Origin of the sequence: Streptomyces atriruber, assembly GCF_001418325.1 — a bacterium.
Classification (GTDB): Bacteria; Actinomycetota; Actinomycetes; order Streptomycetales; family Streptomycetaceae; genus Streptomyces; species Streptomyces atriruber.
This window is the reverse complement of the sequence record NZ_LIPN01000570.1, coordinates 1-1,376: the sequence shown is the minus strand read 5'-3', so window position 1 is coordinate 1,376 and position 1,376 is coordinate 1. Positions and strand designations below refer to the sequence as shown.

General features: G+C 77.2%; 2 protein-coding genes. One reads left to right on the top strand and one right to left on the bottom strand.

Annotated features, from left to right (window positions below):
• Positions 1-765: AfsR/SARP family transcriptional regulator (locus AOK03_RS38570; protein WP_167355699.1), on the bottom strand; the 765-nt coding region annotated here is incomplete at its 3' end.
• Between the two features lie 448 nt (positions 766-1,213).
• Between AOK03_RS38570 and AOK03_RS41570 the strand changes: the two genes are divergently transcribed.
• On the top strand, positions 1,214-1,376 hold a 163-nt coding region (locus AOK03_RS41570; RefSeq protein ID WP_157869206.1), incomplete at its 3' end, for an SDR family NAD(P)-dependent oxidoreductase.

Genomic DNA, 1,376 nt, shown 5'->3' with positions numbered 1-1,376 from the left:
GGGCGAGGTCGTGGGCGGGCGTCGCGACAGCGACGGGTCCTGGCGGAGGATCGCCTCGTGCAGGGTCGCCAGCTCCGGGCCGGGGTCGAGGCCCAGCTCGTCCGACAGCTGCTTGCGCAGCGCCGCGTACGACGCGAGCGCCTCGCTCTGCCGCCCCGCGAGGTACAGCGCCCGCACCTGCACGGCCCGCAGCCGCTCGCGGAGGGGGTGTTGGGCCACCAGGTCCGCCAGCTCCCCCGTGAGAAGCGTGTGGTCGCCCGCCTCAAGGCGTGCCTCCGCCTGCTCCTCCACCACGGCGAGCCGCTGCTCGGCGAGCCGGTCCGCGGCCGCGCGTACGAACTCCTCGTCGGCCAGATCGGCGTAGGCGGGCCCGCGCCACAACGCGAGGGCCTGCCCGAGCGCATCGGCCCGCGACCGCGGGTCCGGCGCCCGCCGCGCCTCCTCGACCAGGGCGCGGAAGCGGTCGGCGTCCACCTCGTCGCCCGCCGCCGCGTCGAGCCGCAGCCGGTAACCGGGCGGCTGGTGCACCACGCGGTCGCGGCCCAGCGCGCGGCGCAGCTGGGAGACCTTGGACTGCAGGGCGTTGGCCGGGTTGCCGGGCGGCGCGTCGCCCCACAGGTCGTCGATGAGCCGGTCCGCGGAGACGAGCCGCCCCTCGTGCACCAGGAGGTCGGCGAGGAGCGCCCTGACCTTCGCCTCGGGAACCTTGACCGGCTCCCCCGCGCCGTCCCGCACCGCCAGTGGACCGAGCACCCCGAACTGCATGCGGATCACCGTACACAGCGCGCTCCCGCGCAGGCCGCGCAGGCCGAGCGGTCCGAGCGGTCCGAGCTGCCCGCGGAGCCCGCGCAGGCCGGGCAGCTCGCGGAGGCGGCCGATCGGTCCGAGCTGTCTGCGCAGGCCGAGCGGTCCGAACTGCCCGCGTGGCCCGCGGAGGTTGGGCAGCCCGCGTAGCCCACGGAGGCTGGGCTGCCTGTGCAGCCCGCGTAGGCCGAGCTGCCTGCGCAGGCTGAGCGATCCGCGCTGCCCGCGCTGCCCGCGTAGCCCGCGCTGCCCGCGTAGCCCGAGCAGGCCGCGCAGCCCGGGGAGCCCGAGCGGCCCGCGCAGCCCGTGCCGGACCGTCAGCGAACCGTCAGCGAACCGTCAGTGACCCCGAAGCGCCCGCGAGCAGAGTCGGTCCCGTCAGCAGCCGCCGGAGGACGGAGCCGGGCAGATGCCCAAGTACGCAGGCAGGAAAGCCGTGGTCGTCGGCGGAGCGACCGGTCTCGGGCTCGCCATCGCGAAGCGGCTCGTCGAGGGCGGCGCCGAGGTCCTGGTGACCGGCGGCCCCGGGGCGGACCTCGACGCGGCCGCCGACGAGGTGGGCTCCCGCGCCC